The sequence below is a fragment of the Paenibacillus sp. FSL M7-1046 genome (assembly GCF_038007405.1).
GTDB lineage: Bacteria > Bacillota > Bacilli > Paenibacillales > Paenibacillaceae > Paenibacillus_AQ.
In genome coordinates this window covers 5470627-5485369 of the sequence record NZ_JBBOXB010000001.1, presented here as the reverse complement: position 1 = coordinate 5485369, position 14743 = coordinate 5470627, and the positions used below count along the sequence as shown (strand labels likewise).

Below are 14743 nucleotides of genomic sequence, written 5' to 3'. Positions count from 1 at the left end.
CAGTCCTCCTCCTTGTTCGAAATCTCCCTAATTCGCCGTACTGCTGCTTACTCGTCTATGAACCATCACCCCTTGATGATTAGGTTCCATTTCCAGAGCTAATTCAAGTTCGGTTCCTGCTTCTTCGTCGCGGCCTAGCCCCAGAAGTCCCAGCCCTCTCATGTACCGGCAATGGATGACATTGTGCCGGTTCAGGTCATCCTCGAATACTAGGAAGTCCGGCAAGGATACGGCAAAGTAATCGATTTTGATATCGTCAAAAATATGCTTCTCGGCATAATCAATCAGTTTATTGAATCGGCGCTTGGCTTCCTTCTCATTATGGAGCTTCAACCAGGCCAGCCCTTGATAGAAAATCAGCTCCGGCGGCTGGTCATTATAGAACATCGCATTTGTCGGCTCAGCCAGTCCCCGTGAAGCTATCGTGTAGCTGGCGACGGCTTCTTCTTCCTTCTGAAGACCTTCGTAGGCCATGCCGAGATAATAATAGATATTATTCTCCTGGGCTCCTTCCAGCTTACCTTCACCCAGATTTAGCGGATAGACCAGCGCTTGGTGTAAATACTGAGTTGCTGCTTCATAGTGCCCCTCTTGCAGCGCTTGCTTACCTAACTCGGTATGGGCAAACTTATATTGTCCGGTCACTTTCCCCTCTCCACCTTCCCACGGATGGAAATTACGCTGAGACAGGGCAGCAATAGCGTCTTGATAACGTCCAAGATTGTTCAGCAGGGTTACATATTCCACATACAGATCGTCCCGCTTCTCAACCAGCCCTCGCCGTTCTTCAAGGATATGAAGGCGCTCCTCCGTGGACCATGCCAGCTTCTTGCGCAACTGATCCAGTTCAAACAGGATACGCACATCCTCCGGTGCACAGGCAAACGCCTGCTCCAGCGAGGCTAACGCCGCTTGCGGATTGTTCTGCTTATTGTAATAGGCCAGACCCAAGTTGCGGTGTACCGTCGGATAATCGTTACGCAGCCTGCGTGACTGCTCCCAGCTTGCAATGGCCTCAACCGGCCGTTTCTTGTCATAATAGAGATTCCCGAGATAGTAATGGGCCTTATCGTCCTCCGGATTTGTATGAACTGCGCTTGCCAGCAGCTCAATTTCAAACAGGGTGTTCGGGAAGCAATACGCCGGATTAGCCAATTGTCCTTTGCGACGGGCGGCCTGAGCTTGTTCATGTTGTCCTGTATGCTCATATAATGTACCTAGGGCATAGTGCAGCATCGGATAGAAAGAATCTTCCTGACTCAATCTTTCCCCTACGGCAATGGCTTCTTCGTAAAGACCGCAGTTCATATAATCCGCGATGACATTAAGATAGTTGTGAGCGTCATTTCTCATCAGAAGCTGCAGTTCAGACAGAATGCCTTGCGCAGCGAGACTATCTCCCAAGCTTATATGGGCCAGCGCCAGCTCATTAAAAGCTCCGAAATCAGCGACATCCAATTCGAGCGTTTGAAGCGCATATCTCTTGGCATTATCAACTTGACCAAGCTTACGCAGCATAGCTGTTTTAAGATTCCGCGCTTTGTAATTACGTGAGTTGCGGATGAGCGAGCGCTCAACCTGCTCCAGTGCCTCGGCATACTGGCCTTTAAGGCTGGAAATTTGAGCAAGAGAGAAGTATCCTGCATCCTGCCAGGCTGCCGACCATACCGCTTTGTGAAAAACAGTAAATGCTTCATCGAACCGCTTCTGCCCACGGAGCGCCACTCCCAACTGATAATATGCCTCGCTGTCATACGGGTTAGGATTACGCCAGGTCAGACGCTCGATCGCTTTGCGGAAATACTTCTCGCTATCGGTATATAATCCACGGCGAAGCAGCAAGGTTCCATAAGCTACATTAAGCCGGATATCGCCGTTGTCCCGCTTCAACCCTTCCAGATAGTAGGCTTCGGGCTCAAATGTAGCATGCCGGTATTGCTCCAGATGCAGGCCAGCCAGATATAGTTCCTCCGTCGAACGCAGCTCTTCAGGCGTTGCTAGTGGTTTAGCAGCTTCCGGGACCCTCTCAATATCCGGCCGTTTCGGTTGATAGGAGATCAGCAGTCTGCCTTCTGCATTCCGGACAGACAGCTTCAAATCAGACTCCTGCTCCCCGCTATTTAGCGTTACAACAGTCTGGTATACATCCACCGGGGACAAATCAACTGTGTCCTGCAGATACCTGCCTGCTGCTCCGCTTAACTCCACGACTGCATGTTCAAGTACATATGTCGCATACACCTTGATCACGGCCTGCCCTGCTTCAGCATCAACCTCCAGATTGATGGCTGCTTCAATTGATGCATTTTTGACGACACCAATGTTTTTGTAAGGCATGAAATACTGGGTGAATGTCTTCTCCTCATAGGGCTGCAGCCAGGTAAAGTCAGGCTGATTGTCTGTGTACACTCCAGTCATGAGTTCAATGTAAGGGCCATCTTCATCTGTCAATTGACGATCCCACGCCTGGCCGAACTCTCCGTTCCCCCAGGTCCATTGTTTCTTGCCGGGAGAGATATGATGATTCGCCACATGCAGCAAACCGGCTTCTACGCCGTGATCATATCCGCCGACGAAATTATAATCGGATTTATAGGCCATATATGAGGTTGGAACCGGGATGTTCTTGTAGCGGGAAATATCTACGCCTTCCGAATAATCCTGTTTGTAATAGGTTCCGGTAGCGATAGGAAAACGGGAAACATCGCGCTTACCATGGTCAAATACAGCAGTTACGTCCGGAGGAAACACGGATTGCGTATGGTCATTAACCGCTACCGCCGGATTTGCCCACCACAGGAAAGTCTGCGACTCAGGTGTCCGGTTGTACAATTGAGCGTTGATTTCCAAGTAAGCCTTGCCCGGATAGAGCTTGAATGCGGCAGTTACTTTCGTGCCGTACATCCGGTCAATCTCGCTCACCCATACTGTAGCGCTGCCATTGTCGGTTGCTTCGAATTTGTATTCGACCGGACCAAACGTATTCGGACGGTGATGCTGCGGCCAGTTAAATTCAATCCCTCCGGAGATCCAAGGGCCGGCAAGACCGACCAGCGCAGGTTTAATTACGCGGTTATAATAGACGAAATCGTAATTGTTCGTCTTGTCGAGCGCGCGATAGATTCTGCCCCCGATTTCTGGCATGATCTCAATACGGATATATTCATTCTCCAGAATAACCAACTTGTAGTTCTTATCATGCTTCACATCCGAGATGCTCTCGATCACCGGATGCGGATACACACGGCCGGAGCTTCCTTGGTAGACTCTTTTCTCAAGAAACATAGGATTAGGGTCTGCTTCACCCGCATCATATGTTGGAATCAACATACTTGTTTCCCATACTTTTACTTGGTCAGATCCAGTTGAAGCCGCCTGCCGTGTATGGTCCATAGCTTCATTCTTCATCTTTAAACTGCCTCCCTAGTCTTGATAGTTATACTTTATCTTCTGACAGGGAAGGTTCCAATTGACGAAATGCGGAAAGTGATGGATTATATTCTTATTCATATTTTTCATTTAAGAGGTGACAGGAATGAGTCCTGACCATATTCGCAAGCCTGAAGGGTTTGTCGAGGAGAAGTTATACGTGCTCCCGGAATACTGGATGAAGGAACTGGAACAGGAGGAACTGACTTCTTCTTTGTTTATTACAGACATTGGCTATTTCCCTAATGCTAAGTATCATTTCAGGGAACGCCTGGAAGGCAGTTCGTCGCATATATTCATCTTTTGCGAAGCAGGAGAGGGCTGGATTGAGCTGAACCATGGAGAACGGATGAACCTGCAGCAGGGAGACATGATGATTATTCCTCCCGAAATCGCACACCGTTATGGGGCAATGCAGGAGAGACCCTGGAGCATATACTGGTTTCATTTCAAAGGCAACCACGCGAATAGACTGGTGAAGCTGTTTGGATTGTCTAACGCTCCAACCTCTTTATCACCAAGCGGCAAAGCCCGTTTAATTGAATGGTTCGTACCTGCCTTTGAAATGCTGGCCGAGCGGACATATGCCTTGACTACCCATGTACATGTGGCCCAGACCACAAGACAGCTGCTCTCTGGAATCGGCTTAAATGCAGGGAAATCGACACAGGGGAAGAAACGCGAATCTTATTTGGAGCAGGCGATTCAATACATGAATGGACATATGAGCAGCTCCATTTCTCTTATCGAACTGGCTAATCATGTCGGGGTATCCAAACAGCATCTGATCTATTTATTTAATTCCGAAACTGGAGTCTCCCCAATCGAATATTTCTTGCGGCTCAAAATTCAGCGAGCAGGTCATCTGCTTGATCTTACCGAGATGAGCATTAAGGAGATCAGCTCTGCAGTGGGCATTAGTGATCCCTACTATTTCTCCCGGCTCTTCAAGAAGATTTCGGGTTGCTCCCCCTCCGGTTACCGGAAAATCCCGAAAGGCTAAAATTCACATAACCTAATTGTCTACGTCCAAAAGTGAGCGCCGTGGTTCTGCAAGAAATATGTACTAATTCCGATTTTGTTGTCTGTATTTCACAGGAGTTATTCCGAAATGCGAACGAAACATGCGTGTAAGGTGGTCGCTGCTCTCATAGCCTACATCCTCTGAAATTTCACTGACTTGCCGTTTGGTATACAGTAAGAGCTCTGCTGCCTTCTCCAAACGAAGCTTACTGAGTGTATTTCCAATCGTATCACCAACCTGCTCTTTGAACAGATGGGACAAGCGTGAGCGGGACAGGCAACTAATTCTCGCCAGTTCTTCCAGTGTGGGCTTCTCACGGAAGGATTGCCGCAAATACTCCATAACCTCTATGATACGGGGATCCATCTGATGCTGCTCTTCCGAACAGTCGGCGCACAAGAGCAACAATGCCTGCTCCAGAGCATTCAGCGCAAGTCTTCGGCTGAGCTCCCTTCCGCTGTGTTCACCATAATACAGCATCCGTCCCATGGCTTCCGGGAAAGCCTGATCCTTAGGGGAAGAATGAGCAGGCAGATGAACAAACCGGCCGGCTTGTCCCGGCAAGCGAAGCCAACTGCTCCATTCCGGATTGGGGATGAAATGCACCCAAGTGAAGGACCACTCTTCACTGCTGACTCCATAGTGATGAGGAATTCCCGGAAGCAGAATGACAACTTCACCTTCGTGACACTTCATAGTCTTCTGGTTGATTACAATTTCCCCGCTGCCGGAGTGGGTATACATCAGCAGCCAATCGATGCTCCCCGATGGCCTGTGAATATAATATGGACTTTGTTCCGTGTAATGTCCGGACACGAGAATCCCATAAGGGCGAAATTCTTCTATAGCATAATCCGTCGGTTTTTTAGCCATATCCGCACTTCCTCCTCATCAAATAATACGGTTAAATAAAGACATAACGAATTATAGTCCTCTTGTTCACACAAGAGAATATACCGAAAACCACCCATGACATCAAGGAGGAAGAAACAGGTATGAACACTATCCGCCAAACCGTATCCTATACGCTTGATACCCCAGACAAGCAGATTACTCCCGGAAAATTGTCGAACCAAGGAGGCAGTAATCCGGCTGGGAAATCCTTCGGCTTCACGAATTATTACATGACGCAGAACGGACTTCCTTATATCCCAGTCGTCGGTGAATTCCATTTTTCCCGGTTCTCCTATCTACAATGGGAAGAAGAATTGCTGAAGATGAAAGCGGGCGGCGTACATATCGTTGCCACCTATGTATTCTGGAATTTCCATGAAGAGGAAGAGGGCAAGTTCAATTGGTCTGAGAACCGCAACCTTAGACATTTTGTAGATCTTTGCTCCAAAATTGATTTCCCGCTGATTCTAAGAATTGGTCCCTTCTGCCATGGTGAGGTGCGTAATGGAGGGATCCCTGACTGGGTATTTCATTCTCCTATCCAAATCCGTTCCAACGATCCTGCATATCTCGCATTAGCTACCCGTCTCTACCGGCAAATTGCCAGACAAATTAAAGGCCTTTATTTTCAAGAGGGCGGTCCTGTCATTGCCGTTCAACTCGATAATGAGTTCATGCACTGCGGAGCACCTTTTGACTCCTGGGGTTATAAGGGCGGCGTTTACTTGTCATCGGGAACTGGTGGCAGAGAGCATCTGAGCGAACTCAAACGGATTGCACTGGAAAGCGGAATTTCTCCGTTTCTATTCACCGTTACCGCCTGGGGCGGTGCAGCAGTTCCTGAGGAGGGTGCGCTTCCCATGCTTGCAGGTTACGCCTACACTCCATGGATTCCCAATCAGCCGCCAAGCAGAGAATTCATCTATCAGGATCTTCACCTTACCCCAGTGGAATCTATGGATTTCGAAACGACGGATTACCCGGTTGCTTATTGTGAGATGGCGGGGGGGATGCAAGTAAGCTACACTGCGCGTCCTTATGTACCTGAGGCAAGCATTGAAGCGATGACTCTAGTGAAGTTGGCCAGTGGCAGCAATATGCTGGGCTATTATATGTATCATGGCGGCTCTAATCCCGTCGGCAAACATTCCTATATGAATGAAACTTCCCTGCCCAAGATCACTTATGACTATCAGTCGCCGCTTGGCGAATTCGGACGAGTGGGTAATTCATATCATCGTATCCGCACGCTCTCTCTCTTTCTTGAAGCCTTTGGAGAACTCCTTGCTCCTATGGGTACGGTTATTCCAGAAGGTCAAAATGAACTTCATCCGACAGATACCTCTTCTCTCCGCTGGTGTTTGCGGCAAAAAAACGGCTCTGGTTTTGTGTTTCTGAATAACTTTCAGGATCATGTAGAAATGCCTAATAGGGATCTGCGTATTGAGTTGCTTACCAAACAGGGACCCGTTAATTTCCCTCACAGCGGCACCTTCAATCTGGGAAATGGCCTGGGGGTAACCCTTCCCTTCAATCTCAACCTGGACGGGCTGCGGCTGGTCAGCGCTACAACCCAATTGCTTACCAGCCTGAAGGATGGAGTTCATACCACCATTGTTTTGTTTGCGCATGAAGGAATGAAAGCAGAGATCATTCTTCACGCTGAGGAGATTCTGAGCATCGATTCAGGCGAGGGATCTGCGGAGCTTAACGGAGATCGATGGATCATTGCCCCTGCGGTCGGTAAAAGCAATCAAGTAAATATCACCATGAAGGATGGAAGAACCTTTACCCTCCTCACCTTAAACCGCAAGGAAGCCCTCGGCACCTATCGCTTCTCCCTCTGGGGACAAGAAAGGATAGTCATTGCAGGCAACGGAAACGAGGGGATGCATTTATTTACTCACTCGGGCCAATTGATATGCATTTCCCCGGATGTAGCAGAATTTACTGCCTCTATCTATCCGGCTCCGTATTTTCAGATGTCACTCAGTATTGGTTCAATTGACTCAGCAGAACAGGACGGTGTGTTCCTCACTTACTTTATCAGAGTTGAGGGTTACACACCTCAGATGGATGTGACTTTTACATCTGAACGGGCAGCACTGCTAAATATTGATTCAGAGTGGCCTGAGCAGGTAGACAATGTGTCGCTCCAAATTAGTTATGATGGAGACGTGGCGAACGCATTCCTGTCAGGTCGCTTGCTTACCGATCATATTCATTATGGTCATCCGTGGAATATTGGACTTAAGGAATTCAAAGATGAGCTGGAGAAACAAGAACTGCATCTGACCATTTTCCCGCTTCGCAAAGGTACTACGCACAGCTATGTGAATCAGGCATTTATTGAAGTATTTAATGGTGTTGAAATTGCGGAGTTCCATAGTATTCAGGCAATTCCTCATTATAAAACAGCTATGTTCCCGCAAGTATAATGATTTAAGTTTGTGCCGGACTGCAAGAACAGGGTATTCCAAGCTAGTGTTCTCAGCTTGAGAATACCCTCTTTATATTTCTGACATTTTGCCATTAAGATTAATCGTCGCCGAACGCCTCCCTATTACAACTGCATTCTTCAGCCGTATTAATGAATCGTGGAGCAGATAAGTCTAGCATTTCACTATCATTGGATAACTTTACGGATGGAAGAGAAAACTATGGTGCTTCCGTAGGAGCGACTGGCTCAAGCACAGATACTATATGCATGAGTTTACTACACCTGTAGAAATAGCATCACACCAATATCGGCGAAACCCCGTTCATACTTACGAATGATAATACTTGTCCACAAGCGCACTATACACCTCATATCTGTTCTCCCATACCCGTTTCCGGTTACCGAATGGCTTACCGTCCAGCAATGCTGCGATCACCTCCAGACAGACATGCCACCCGGAGAGATCTTTGGCTGTATGCTCCGTAATTTTGCCCATGGTCTCGATTAATTGCAGCCGGCAGCCTTCCCGCTCCGGAAGCAGCTCAAAACGAACCTTGTCCTCTCCCCAGATATATTCCAATATGGAGTTTCGCTCAAAACCTGTAATTCCCAATTCCAAAAAGGTACCGTCCTGCATATCAAACTCGATGATCCCGCCGGTCCGTAAATCCTTTACCCTCAGCTCGGAGAACCATTCCTTCAGCAGTTCATTTTGAGTCAACATCGCCCAAACGCGATCCACAGAATGCTTATAATGGAATACAAAGGTGGCTGTGAAGCCTTCCGGGACCGCTACAATCTCAGCAATCATTAATAGTTCCCCTTTTCTGTGATTAATAGTATGCTTATCCTTAAAACTGTAAAGTATTTACAAGCAAATCGCAAATGGAGTGAATCTTATGAGAAAACTGCCTTTTATCTGCCTATTATTAGTCCTGCTGTCATTAAGCATTGCCGGTTGTAAACGCGATACCGGATATTCGATTCAAAAAGCGATTGATAAAGGCGATCCGATCTTTAAAGATTTGAATTACGATGGGCAAGTGATCAGGTATAGTGTGGACAACTCCAACGATGAATATGGGGGAGCCGGCAAAGGTATTAAAACGGATGTTTGCACAGAGATTACAAAGGAAGACAGCGGCGGCGGGGAGATTTTCTATTCGATCAGCGGATGCACAGCCGACAATCCGGAAATGAGCTATTTTCTGATCCGCAAAAAGAAGTAAAATGCAGCGTACACGCAAACGGACAACCGCATGGTTGCCCGTTCATTTAACCCCGTATTTAGGATAGAAACTTATTAAACAACATAGTCTTCCAGTGAAATCCGGCTGCCGCCCAGACTGGCTTGAGGACCCGCACCCACCCCAAGGGTGAGCTGTAGCTGATCGCCGCTTAAAGTCTGATATTGGACCGACAGGTCATCTCCGGTGCTGAACTCCGGCACTTTATTCGTCATTTCCGCAGCAAAGGCAGGCAAGTCGCCAAACCCCAGCTCTGCTGCCTCTTTCACCGGAACAGCCTCCACGACAACTCCTCCCGGCATTCCTGTAACCGTAACCTCCAGGTAGTCCTGCCGTTCTTTCAACTCGTAGCGCTGGGACAAGTAAACAGCAAAGTACACTTTACCAGCCCTCCCGAACAGCGCCTCATGCGACTTGACCCACTCCCCTTTGGGCAGAACCCCTACGACAGAGTCATTCTCTCCTTCCGGAACGGGATACAAGGAAAGGACCGTACTCTTGTGAAACAGCACCTCCATATGCGGACTCTGATGGCGGGGATCGCCTTCCCGATAGCCTTGACCGGGATGGAAGAAATACAGCCGGTTGCTCCCTTCCTGTACGCCAATTGGCAGTGAGAAGGCCCAGCGCAGCTGTTCGTTATCAAATTCCTCTACCCGCTCCCACATACCTCCAGCCGCATAATCCTCCGTGATATAAGCGTATGAATGCAGCAGCGGCTGAGGATCAGGGCCACTTGGCACAACCTTCCGGGTCAGCTTCTTGACTTCAACAGGCACGCTACGGTCCAAAGCAGCGGACCGCACATGCTCCGGCGCTTCATAGAATAATAATCCGGCATATTCAGTTCGCGGCATCTCCGCAGGCAATTTGAAGTCTCCAAACTGCACATAATCATGCAGCACATTGCCGTCCGCCGGAACATCATGCGGCCAGCCCCGGGAATGTGCGCCAACCCAGGCGCCCTGAAGGTAGAAGTGCCCCCGTTCCTTCCACAGATAATCCAGCATTTCTGCCAGCATGTCTTTGATCTTAGGGTCCTCTTCCAGCTCCCAGGCACAGGTAAATGCCTGCACCCAATGCCAGAACCACGGCAGGCTGCCATACTCCGGCATGCCATTCCCGCGGACATAGGCCAGTGTATTCTGCAGGCTGAGCAGTCCTTCCTCGCGTAATTCCTCATCATCAAACAGCTTGCCGAAGATCAGCTTCGCTGCGGTATATTTAGCTTCATGATGCCCAAAGGTCACCACCGGTTTGCGGTAAAATCCGCTGCGGTAGATATGGCCGATGGCCGTATGAAAAGCAATTCGGAGTCCTGCACTGAACTCGCTGGAATAATGCTTGCAGAACCAAGCCATCAGACTGCCCATAATTTCCACCGGAAGCTCATGCGGCGAGGCCTCCCGCGGCACCGGGTTCAGGCCAAGCGGCCAGTGTCCGTATAGCGCAGTCCCGGGCTGTCTGTTCTGCAGCAGAACGGTTTCCAGCAGCACAGCTTCCGCTTTCTGCTTCGCTGCTACACGGTCAAAGGGCAGCTCGCGAGACAGGTCTACGGCAGCTGCGAACAGGTAAGAGGCATAATAAAAATTGTTACGCACATCATCGTGGAACCAAAGACCGCTCTCCAGCAGCGGACGGCTCTCCGCTTCCAACGCTACATTATATATAATTTCATCCTGACGAATTTTATAAGGACTCTGAGTATGATTGACATCCACCATTACCGGTTTCACCCTCCATATTTTAAGTTTCTTTTTATCGTTCTCTGCTCACTCTCAGGAATCACGACTTCAACAACATCCCCTTCACTCTCCCTGGATCTTGTATTTTAGTCTATTGTGCACGCTTTCGGTTCATATGGCAATCTCTAAAAGCGATAAATAAACTAAAATAAACATACTAAAAAAGATTATCACTTGCCAAATGAACGTAAATGGATTAAATTGTACCTATACGAACGAAAATACGTTTTTGAAGGAGATTGAATATCCAATGGAAAGACGTTTCGCCTCACATCCCAACGAAGTTAAACAGTTTGATACTGAGCGCCTGCGCAAAGAGTTCCACATTCCCGTTATTTTTGCTCCGAATGAACTGAAGCTTGTGCTTACCCATGAAGACCGCATGATCGTCGGCGGCGCCAATCCCGTAACCGAAGATGTTGTGCTTACCACGGATCTGAAGGAACTGGGAGTCACTTACTTCCTGGAACGCCGTGAACTGGGTATCATCAATGTCGGCGGCAAAGGTTCAGTTGTTGTAGACGGAACAGAATATGAAATAGATTTCAAAGAATGCCTGTATGTCGGCCAAGGTTCCAAAGATGTGGTGTTCAAAAGCGCAGACAGCGCCAAACCGGCGAAATTCTACCTGAACTCCGCTCCGGCTCACCAGTCCTATCCTACAACCAAAACTACACTCGCCGAATCCGAATCCGGAGCAATGGGTGGTCTGGAGAACTCCAACGAGCGTACGATTCACCGCTTCATTCATACCAATGGTGTACAAAGCGCACAACTGGTCATGGGTATGACTCAGCTCAAACCGGGCAGCATGTGGAATACAATGCCTTCCCATACTCATCCGCGCCGGATGGAAGCCTACTTCTATTTCGATCTTCCGGATGACTCTATCGTGTTCCACCTGATGGGCGAACCTACCGAAACCCGCCATATCGTGATGCACAATGAACAAGCCGTCATTTCCCCAAGCTGGTCAATCCACAGCGGTGTAGGCACGCATAACTATACCTTCATCTGGAGCATGGCCGGTGACAACAAACGTTATGATGATATGGACCCCGTAGGTATGAAAGAATTACAATAGAAAGAAATCAACTACGGAAAGATGAGGCAGGCGGATGAACCCGATACGGCGACACGAGATGATTATGGAAGTTATGCTGAACCAGAAGGACGTAACGGTAAACGAATTGAGCGACAAGCTCCAGGTGACGGGAAAAACAATCCGCGAGGACTTAAGCAAGCTGGAGGAACAGGGATTGATCGTGCGTGTGCACGGCGGTGCTGTACTGGCCCAAAGTGATCAGTTCGGCATTCTGCCTTCCAAGAACCCGCTGGATAAATATTCCGACGAGAAAACGGAGATTGCGCTGCGCGCGCTTGCCCATATCGAAGAGGATGACATCATTGCACTGGACGGCGGGAGCACCACGCTTGAAATTGCCCGGCGGCTGGACAATATGCCTCTGACGGTCGTCACCAATGATGTGTACATCATTAGCGAACTGGTTCCCAAAGACAACATACGTCTGGTCGTTCCCGGAGGCTACCGCGTCCGCAACATGCTCGCAGGTCCCGAAGCTGTCTCATACGTGCAAAAGCTAAATATAGAAAAAGCATTTCTGTCGGCTACAGCCGTGCATATCGAGCATGGGCTGTCTATATACACCGGTGATTTAATAGATTTCAAACAGGCCTTGGTCTCCACGGCCCGCAAAGTATTCGCCGCCTGCGATCATCATAAATTCGGGCATACCGCTTTGCGCACCTTCGCTTCATTGCAGGAAGTGGATGTGCTGCTTACGGACAGCGGCCTTGCACCCGAAACGGTGGAACAGTTCCGCAGTGCGGGCGTCAATATTGAATGCGGATAATAAATTGCACTCTTTTAAAAAAACTTAAGTACAAATTCCACAATCCCCACTCAAAGGAGAGAATATTAATATGTCATCATTATTCAGTCTGGCTGGTAAAACAGCCATCGTAACGGGCGCTGCCCAAGGTCTTGGACAAGGTATTGCCCTTGCTTTTGCGGAAGCTGGCGCTGACGTTGTTTCTGCCTCCCTGAACACAAGTGCGGAAACCGTTGAAGCCGCCCAAGCTTTCGGTGTGAAAGCTCTCGGCATCGAAGCTGACCTGAGTGACCACACTACCCTGCAGGGCATGTTCGACAAAGCGCTAGAATTGACCGGTCACGTTGACATTCTGGTCAACTGTGCAGGCATGATCCGCCGTACTCCGGCCAAAGACCATAGCGAAAAAGACTGGTTCGATGTTATCAACCTGAACCAGAATACTGTATTCCTGCTGTCGCAAATTGCCGGCCGCCACTTCCTGGAAAGAGGATCCGGTAAAATTATCAACATCTGCTCCATGCTTTCCTACCAGGGCGGGATCAATGTTCCGGGCTATACTGCAAGCAAACATGCGGTTGCCGGTCTGACCAAAGCCTTCGCCAACGAATGGGCCGGTTCCGGTCTGAACATCAACGCGATCGCACCAGGCTACATGGCTACAGAAAACACAGCTCCAATCCGCGCGGATCAAAGCCGTTCCGACTCGATTCTGGACCGCATTCCTGCCGGACGCTGGGGAACTGCAGAAGATGTTAAGGGACCTGCCGTATTCCTGGCTTCCGCTGCTTCCGACTACCTGAACGGTCATATCCTGAATGTAGACGGCGGATGGCTGGCCAGATAAGTATTTTACTAACCCAATAATAGAAACAGCAGCAGTCAGGGACGAGAAAGTAAAGTCCCAGCCTGCTGTTTTTTTTAACAATCGTTATCTGATAACTTCATTCCGCTCTATTCACTGTTAGTTCAAGAATGGCTGTACTCCATCCGACTTCTATATAAGTTCAAGATTCGGACCTGCTCCTCGCTTAGCTCTTTAGCATTCCAATACATATGCATTAAATTATATTCAAACAATTCTTTTAATTTCATGAACAGCGGTAGTTTCGTAAGCATCTCAGAAGAGAGCTCATTCTCCTCTTTATATCCATCTACTAATGCCCTGGTAATGGATCTTTCATAATCTCTGAGGTTCTCTCCTCCTGAGAAGGAGAACTCTAGTGCAGAATAGATAGGAACGGCTAAATCGTATACATAATAATGTTTTTCACAATCTTGAAAATCAATCATCGTTAGCTTGGAGTCACTGTCTACAAGGATGTTTTCCAGCCACAGGTCTCCATGTATTAAGCCATAATTTGAAGACTCCTGCGGTAGTTCCTTAATTTCATTTACTACATCGTGTGCAATTTCCCGTATCGTCTTCTCTTCTGTAGGAATGTATTTAAGAAAATCGTATTCTTTAGACTCATGCCAATGATTGATATGTGCAGTAGTCTCAGAATTCATATATCCTTTACTGACTCGATGCATTCTGCCTATTTGCTGTCCAAGATCTCTAAATACCGTTTTGTTCCATTTTGAACGTGGCAGATGAATTCCGGATGCAGCCTGAAATACAACGACCCGCTTCTCTTCCTCTAACATTATTTTCCCAATGAATGAATTATTAATAGTGGCTATAACCTGGGAAACCCCTATACCTTGGTTAAAAAGATAATTCGTCCAATTCACTTCATCTAATTGTTCTTGATAGGACTTATAATTCGTTATTCGAACAAAAAAAACACCTTTTTGAGATTGGCAACGGTACATTTCATTTGTTACGGCTTTAACATCATAAAAATTAATAGGATATGTATTATTTAGAAATTGCAATATTCTTTCTTCCATAGCGTTGTTTACCTCAACTTTCTAAATACTGCTTCATCATTCAACAAGATTATAACAAGCAGACTCCCTCTATGGCAGGTAAAGTTTCTTTATAAATAATTGTGCGTTAATTTCAAGCTGAATCGTCAATCTAAGCACGTACGAAAAAACACCCCGGCATCACAGGCAAGTGAGCTTGCACAGATTACCGGAGCATTGGAATTGATACAGTATGA

The 14743-nt window shown here is 47.9% G+C and carries 11 protein-coding genes; 6 read left to right on the top strand and 5 right to left on the bottom strand.

All coding sequences use genetic code 11. The annotated features are described in order from the left end of the window. Positions 1-27: 27 nt before the first annotated feature. Positions 28-3408, bottom strand: a complete 3381-nt coding sequence (locus NYE29_RS24415) for a tetratricopeptide repeat protein (RefSeq protein WP_340897843.1) — start codon at positions 3406-3408, stop codon at positions 28-30. A 127-nt stretch (positions 3409-3535) separates the two neighbouring features. Here NYE29_RS24415 and NYE29_RS24410 point away from each other — a divergent pair, with 127 nt between their 5' ends. Then, positions 3536-4432 carry an AraC family transcriptional regulator gene (locus NYE29_RS24410; RefSeq protein WP_340897842.1) on the top strand — a complete coding sequence of 299 codons (897 nt, stop codon included), beginning with the start codon at positions 3536-3538 and terminating at the stop codon, positions 4430-4432. 63 nt (positions 4433-4495) lie between these two features. Here the strand turns inward: NYE29_RS24410 and NYE29_RS24405 are convergent, their stop codons facing one another. After that, positions 4496-5326, bottom strand: coding sequence for a helix-turn-helix domain-containing protein (locus NYE29_RS24405; RefSeq protein WP_340897841.1), 831 nt, complete (start codon positions 5324-5326; stop codon positions 4496-4498). 122 nt (positions 5327-5448) lie between these two features. Here NYE29_RS24405 and NYE29_RS24400 point away from each other — a divergent pair, with 122 nt between their 5' ends. Continuing rightward, a complete protein-coding gene (locus NYE29_RS24400; protein ID WP_076110038.1) occupies positions 5449-7785 on the top strand; it encodes a beta-galactosidase in 2337 nt (778 codons plus the stop codon). Between the two features lie 330 nt (positions 7786-8115). Here NYE29_RS24400 and NYE29_RS24395 read toward each other — a convergent pair whose 3' ends face one another. Continuing rightward, on the bottom strand, positions 8116-8598 hold the full coding sequence (locus NYE29_RS24395) for an SRPBCC family protein (protein ID WP_076110039.1): 483 nt from the start codon (positions 8596-8598) through the stop codon (positions 8116-8118). An 88-nt stretch (positions 8599-8686) separates the two neighbouring features. Here NYE29_RS24395 and NYE29_RS24390 point away from each other — a divergent pair, with 88 nt between their 5' ends. After that, a complete protein-coding gene (locus tag NYE29_RS24390; protein ID WP_076110040.1) occupies positions 8687-9016 on the top strand; it encodes a DUF4362 domain-containing protein in 330 nt (109 codons plus the stop codon). Positions 9017-9090: 74 nt separating this feature from the next. Here NYE29_RS24390 and NYE29_RS24385 read toward each other — a convergent pair whose 3' ends face one another. Then, positions 9091-10770, bottom strand: coding sequence for a hypothetical protein (locus NYE29_RS24385; RefSeq protein WP_256718075.1), 1680 nt, complete (start codon positions 10768-10770; stop codon positions 9091-9093). Between the two features lie 259 nt (positions 10771-11029). Between NYE29_RS24385 and kduI the strand changes: the two genes are divergently transcribed. The 3 genes from kduI to kduD all read left to right on the top strand — a co-directional run bounded on the left by kduI (position 11030) and on the right by kduD (position 13479). Beyond that, positions 11030-11863 (top strand): 5-dehydro-4-deoxy-D-glucuronate isomerase, encoded by an 834-nt coding sequence (gene kduI / locus NYE29_RS24380; protein ID WP_038593270.1) that lies wholly within the window; start codon positions 11030-11032, stop codon positions 11861-11863. Positions 11864-11897: 34 nt separating this feature from the next. Further along, positions 11898-12653 (top strand): DeoR/GlpR family DNA-binding transcription regulator, encoded by a 756-nt coding sequence (locus tag NYE29_RS24375; RefSeq protein ID WP_076110042.1) that lies wholly within the window; start codon positions 11898-11900, stop codon positions 12651-12653. 70 nt (positions 12654-12723) lie between these two features. Next, the gene (gene kduD / locus NYE29_RS24370; RefSeq protein WP_076110043.1) at positions 12724-13479 is read left to right on the top strand and encodes a 2-dehydro-3-deoxy-D-gluconate 5-dehydrogenase KduD; all 756 of its coding nucleotides are present in this window, start codon (positions 12724-12726) and stop codon (positions 13477-13479) included. A gap of 122 nt (positions 13480-13601) precedes the next feature. Here the strand turns inward: kduD and NYE29_RS24365 are convergent, their stop codons facing one another. Beyond that, complete coding sequence (locus NYE29_RS24365; RefSeq protein WP_076110044.1) at positions 13602-14528, bottom strand: phosphotransferase enzyme family protein; 927 nt, start codon at positions 14526-14528, stop codon at positions 13602-13604. Positions 14529-14743 lie beyond the last annotated feature (215 nt).

Excerpts from the sequence above, each read along its gene's own strand:
- NYE29_RS24400 (WP_076110038.1), top strand. The coding sequence starts at position 5,449 with ATGAACACTATCCGCCAAACCGTATCCTATACGCTTGATACCCCAGAC.
- NYE29_RS24405 (WP_340897841.1), bottom strand. The coding sequence starts at position 5,326 with ATGGCTAAAAAACCGACGGATTATGCTATAGAAGAATTTCGCCCTTAT.
- NYE29_RS24410 (WP_340897842.1), top strand. The coding sequence starts at position 3,536 with ATGAGTCCTGACCATATTCGCAAGCCTGAAGGGTTTGTCGAGGAGAAG.
- NYE29_RS24415 (WP_340897843.1), bottom strand. The coding sequence starts at position 3,408 with ATGAAGAATGAAGCTATGGACCATACACGGCAGGCGGCTTCAACTGGA.
- NYE29_RS24375 (WP_076110042.1), top strand. The coding sequence starts at position 11,898 with ATGAACCCGATACGGCGACACGAGATGATTATGGAAGTTATGCTGAAC.
- NYE29_RS24365 (WP_076110044.1), bottom strand. The coding sequence starts at position 14,528 with ATGGAAGAAAGAATATTGCAATTTCTAAATAATACATATCCTATTAAT.
- kduD (WP_076110043.1), top strand. The coding sequence starts at position 12,724 with ATGTCATCATTATTCAGTCTGGCTGGTAAAACAGCCATCGTAACGGGC.
- NYE29_RS24395 (WP_076110039.1), bottom strand. The coding sequence starts at position 8,598 with ATGATTGCTGAGATTGTAGCGGTCCCGGAAGGCTTCACAGCCACCTTT.
- kduI (WP_038593270.1), top strand. The coding sequence starts at position 11,030 with ATGGAAAGACGTTTCGCCTCACATCCCAACGAAGTTAAACAGTTTGAT.
- NYE29_RS24390 (WP_076110040.1), top strand. The coding sequence starts at position 8,687 with ATGAGAAAACTGCCTTTTATCTGCCTATTATTAGTCCTGCTGTCATTA.